The organism is Actinoplanes sp. NPDC051633 (assembly GCF_040681735.1).
Classification (GTDB): domain Bacteria; phylum Actinomycetota; class Actinomycetes; order Mycobacteriales; family Micromonosporaceae; genus Actinoplanes.
Window position 1 is genome coordinate 1 of the sequence record NZ_JBFAZH010000612.1, and the last position, 4,793, is coordinate 4,793.

Genomic DNA, 4,793 nt, shown 5'->3' on the forward strand with positions numbered 1-4,793 from the left:
ACGACGAGCCGGCCGGACTCTGGCACATCTACGGCCACCCCGAGGTGCAGGCGGTCCTCGGTGACGCGGAGACGTTCTCCTCGGACACGCTGCGGATCACCCCCGAGCACCGCCGGCCCCGGGCCGACGGCCGGGAGGTCTCGATGGACGGCATGATCACCCTGATGGACCCGCCCCGGCATACCAAGCTGCGGAAACTGGTGACCAGCACGTTCGCCCCCAAGGCCGTCGCGGCGCTCGAGCCGCGGATCGCCGCACTCACCCACGAGTTGCTCGACCAGGTCGGCCCGGACCGGATGGAGCTCGTCGCCGACCTGGCGTTCCCGTTGCCGGTCATCGTGATCGCCGACATCCTCGGCATCCCCCGGGAGGACCGCGACCTGTTCCAGAAATGGACGGCGGGGATGTTCGAGCGCAGCAATCAGCCCTCGCAGCTGGAGCAGAGCGAGCAGCGTAAGCAGGAGGCGGAGAAGCACGCCGAGGGCATGGTGCAGTTCCGGGCGTACGTCGCCGAACACGTCGCCTCGCGCCGCACGCGGCCACGCGACGACCTGCTCACCACCCTCGTCGAGGCCGAGATCGACGGCGAGCGGCTGACCGACAACCAGGTCGTCAACTTCGCGTTTCCGCTGCTGGTGGCCGGACATCTGAACACCACGATGCTGCTCGGCAACACTGTCCTGTGCCTGAACGAGTTCCCCGGCGTGCAGGACCGGCTCCGGGCCGACCGGTCGGGCATCCCGGCGGTGATCGAGGAGTCGATGCGGTACCTCACCCCGTTCGCCGCGCTGAGCCGGGCCACCACCCGCGAGGTCGAAATCGGCGGCGAGACGATCCCGGCCGACCAGATGCTCCTGGTCTGGCTGGCCACCGCCAACCGCGACCCCCGCGTGTTCACCGATCCGGACACCTTCGATCCCGGCCGGAACTTCAGCGCGCACATCGCCTTCGGCCGGGGGATCCACTTCTGCCTGGGCGCATTGCTGGGCCGGGTGGAGGGCCGGGTCGTGCTCAACATCCTGCTCGACCGCTACCCGTCGCTGCGGACGATCCCCGACGAGCCGCCCGAGTTCCTGGCCGCGGCCCTGCTGACCGGAGTACGCATCCTCCCGCTGAGTCTGCGCTGATGAGGCCGGGGCCCGCCGCCGTCACCACGGAGCCGGTCCCCCTGCGCCGCAACCGCGACTTCCTTCTGCTGTGGGCGGGTCAGTTCGCCTCCGCGCTCGGCACCCGGGTCAGCGCCCTGGCGTACCCGCTGCTCGTGCTGGCCGTGACCGGCTCGCCGGCGCAGGTCGGCCTGGTCGCATCGGCGCAGGCGATCCCGTTCCTGATCTGGTTCCTTCCGGCGGGCGCGCTGGTCGACCGCTGGTCCCGCAAGCGGATCATGCTCATCGCCGACGGCGGCCGGGTGGTGGCGATGGCCTCGGTCGCCGTGGCGATCGTGCTCGGGCGGATCACGATCGGTCACCTCATGATCGTTGCGTTCGTGGAAGGCACGCTGTTCGTCTTCTTTCTGCTCGCCGAGACCGCGGCCCTGCCCCACCTGGTGCCGAAACCGCAGCTGCCGACGGCGGTCGCCCAGATGCAGGCCCGTGACCAGGGCGCTGACCTGGCCGGCCAGCCCCTGGGCGGCCTCCTCTTCGGGCTCGGCCACGCGGTGCCGTTCGCGGTCGACGCGGTGTCGTACCTGGCCGGGCTGGCGCTGGTCGCCCCGATCCGGGGGAACCTGGAGGAGCAGCAGGCACCGCAGCGCCGCCGCCTGGTGGCGGAGATCTGCGAGGCGGTCGGCTGGCTGCGCCGCCAGCACCTGCTGCGCACCCTCGTGGCGATCACCTCGGCCGGCAACCTCGCCTTCAGCGCCCTGGTCCTGGTCATCGTCATGCGGGCCACCGAGCTCGGCGCGTCCCCGGCGGTCGTCGGTGTGCTCATGGGCCTCGTCGGCGTGGGCGCGGTCGCCGGTGCGCAGCTGGCCGCGCCGGTGCAACGCCTCGCGCCGAACGTGATCATGCTGGGCGCCCTGTGGTGGTGGGTGGCCCAACTGGTTGCGTTTGCGCTCGCCCCGACCGTGGTCGTGCTCGGCGTGGTCTGCGTGGTCGGTTCCCTGATGGGCCCGATCTTCAACACCACCAACGCCGCCTACCGGTACGCCCTGACCCCCGGCCGCCTCCAGGGCCGGGTCAACGGTGTCTCCCGGATGATCGGCTGGGGCGCCCGCCCCGTGGGCACCCTCCTCGGTGGCCTGTCCCTGGAAGCCCTGGGCGCGGTGCCGACCTTCGCGGTCCTGGCGGCGTGGATGGCGATCGTCGCGGCGGTGTCGACGGCGAACCCGCACATCAGGCAGGCCCCACGACTGGAAACGCTCACCGAACAAGCCTGACCTTCTGTCCCGGCTGTCAAGAGAGGCTCGGCTCGATGATTCTTGTTACCGGCGCCACCGGCACCGTCGGCCGTGAGCTGGTCCGGCTCCTCGCGCGCGAGGGCGAGCCGGTGCGGGCGATGACCCGCTACCCGGCCAAGGCCGCCCTGCCCGCCGGCGTCGACGTGGTGGCGGGCGACTTCGATCGTCCGGGCACCCTGGCCGGCGCGGCGGCCGGGATCGAGGCCGTGTTCCTGCTCGACGCGCCGGGACCGTGGATCCCCCGGCACGACCGAGCGATGCTCGCCGCCGCGCGGGCGGCGGGGGTGGCCCGGGTGGTGAAGCTGTCCACTCTGGGCACCGGCGAGCTAACCAGCACGGTCGGCAGCTGGCACCTGCCGGGCGAGCGGGACCTGCGTGCGGGCGGCACCGGATGGACGGTGCTCCGCCCTTCCGCCTTCGCCTCGAACGTACTGAACTGGGCGCCCCGAGTCCGGGCCGGGGAGCCGATTCCCAATCCGAACGGGTACGGCACCCAGGGCGTCATCGATCCGCGGGACATCGCGGAGGTCGCCGCCCGGGCACTGACCTCCGACGCGTACCTGGGTCAGGTGCTCACCCTGACCGGGCCCGAGCTGCTCAGCGTTCCGGACGTGGCCGCGCGGCTGGGTGAAATCCTCGGGCGCACCATCGCGACGGTCGATGTGCCGCTGGACGCGTACCGTCAAGGGCTTTTGGACCGGGGCCTCGATCCGGTCTTCGTCGAGTCGGCCGTCAGCGGCTCCAAGCTGATCGCGGACGGCGGGTACGCCCGGCTCACCGGCGACGTGGCGCAGGTCCTGGGCCGCCCGCCGCGCACCTTCGCCGCCTGGGCCTACGACCACCGCGGCAGCTTCGCCGGCTGACAATCCTCTGTGGATCAGCCCATCGAGACCTGACTCGGGAGCACCATGGATCTTGCGCACCTGAGCAGCCGATTTCGGCGGGCCGGGGACAGTCCTCCGAGCCGGCAGTCACCCTCGTGCACCAGGGGTGGCTGGTGAAGCCGTCAGACTCCCGAGACGCTAGGGGGAAGCGTATGTTCGGTGGTCTTGTGTTGAAACATCGGCGGCGGCTGGGCCTGACGCAGGAAGAATTGGCCGACCAGTCCGGGCTCAGTGTGCGGACGGTCCGCAGGCTCGAGGCCGGGCGGAGCCAGACGCCGAGGGCGGCCTCGGTCCGCAGACTGGCCGCCGCCCTCCGCCTGGAACGGGCCGAGTACGAGTCCTTCCTCCGCTCGGCCAGCGGCACCACTGAGGACTCGGCACCGATGCCCACCGGACACCACGGCGAGATGTTCGGCGGTTCCACCGTCGTCCCGTCCGCGTCCGGCGGCTGGCTGGTGCTTCGTCTCCCCCGCCTTGCGACGCATTTCATCGGCCGGGACGCCGAGGTAGCGCGCTTGCTGGCCGCGATACACCGGTACCGCCGCGCCCGCCCCATGGCGGTCAATGTGGAGAGCCCCACCGGCCGGGGAAAGACCGCGCCGGCGCTGGACATGGTCGACCCGCCCGCGGACGACTGCCCGCTGGATCCACCCGGGCACGCCGGCCGGTCCCCGCTGCTGTCCGGGCTCGTGCAGGGCACCAACGCCCTCAGCGAGCTGCTCGAACTGCGCAAGGTGCTGGAGACCGCGTTGATCGAGGACGCCATGCGCGCCCTCACCCCGCAGAGCCGGTCAGCGCTCCACTCGGTGCTGGCGCAGGCGAAGGCGCATGCCGAGCGCGGGGAGGCCGTCCCGGACCAGGATCGCGACTTCCACCGGCTGCTGTTCGCTGACCTCGGCAATGAGATGCTGCTGCAAGTGTTCGACCTGTTCTGGGTCGCCTTCGACCGGGCCTCACCACCCAGTTGCGGCCGGACGCCGATGGACAGCTATCAGTGGCACGCCGACATCCTCGACGCCGTCGACGCCGGCGACGCCGAACGGGCCCGCACAGCCGTCCGCGAGCACTACCTCGGCATCGAGCAACGCATCGAGGACACCGGCGGCGACAGGACCTGACCTTCGAGGCCGCTCAGTGCAGCTTGAACCCCGGACGCCGGCGCTTAGCAATCCCACCGCCCCACCGCCCATCGGCTCACAATCCTGATCTGGCCAGGGCCAACGCGGCGGCCGACTCCGCCTCGACGTCAGGGTCGTCGGTAAAGCCCGGTCGCGGCGTGCGCAACAGGTCGGCGAGGTGCTCGAGGTGGCGCAGCGCCTGCTGCTTGGCGTTCCACCGGGCGGCCTCCTCCCGATGATCGTCGGCGAGGGCTTTCGCCTGGTCGCGGAGGGCATCGTCGGCGATCGCCGCCGGGGCGGCGCCGGCCGGTAAGGCCGCGCCCTGCGGTAGCGGCGGATTGGTCGCCATCGTCTCGGGCCCGCGCGCGACCACCGCGGCCAGCCGCATCAAGG

At 71.6% G+C, this 4,793-nt stretch carries 5 protein-coding genes; 4 read left to right on the plus strand and 1 reads right to left on the minus strand.

All coding sequences use genetic code 11. The features are described 5' to 3' along the window. The 4 genes from AB0M20_RS27910 to AB0M20_RS27925 all read left to right on the plus strand — a co-directional run. On the plus strand, nucleotides 1-1,127 hold a 1,127-nt coding region (locus AB0M20_RS27910), incomplete at its 5' end, for a cytochrome P450 (RefSeq protein ID WP_364303143.1). Beyond that, nucleotides 1,127-2,377 (plus strand): MFS transporter, encoded by a 1,251-nt coding sequence (locus AB0M20_RS27915; RefSeq protein WP_364303145.1) that lies wholly within the window; start codon nucleotides 1,127-1,129, stop codon nucleotides 2,375-2,377. The genes AB0M20_RS27910 and AB0M20_RS27915, both read left to right, overlap by 1 nt. 35 nt (nucleotides 2,378-2,412) lie before the next feature. Continuing rightward, nucleotides 2,413-3,261, plus strand: a complete 849-nt coding sequence (locus tag AB0M20_RS27920; RefSeq protein ID WP_364303147.1) for an NAD(P)H-binding protein — start codon at nucleotides 2,413-2,415, stop codon at nucleotides 3,259-3,261. 188 nt (nucleotides 3,262-3,449) lie between these two features. Beyond that, nucleotides 3,450-4,400 (plus strand): FCD domain-containing protein, encoded by a 951-nt coding sequence (locus AB0M20_RS27925; RefSeq protein WP_364303149.1) that lies wholly within the window; start codon nucleotides 3,450-3,452, stop codon nucleotides 4,398-4,400. Nucleotides 4,401-4,476: 76 nt separating this feature from the next. On the opposite strand, the gene AB0M20_RS27930 is transcribed toward AB0M20_RS27925, so the two are convergent. Next, nucleotides 4,477-4,793: hypothetical protein (locus AB0M20_RS27930; protein ID WP_364303151.1), on the minus strand; the 317-nt coding region annotated here is incomplete at its 5' end.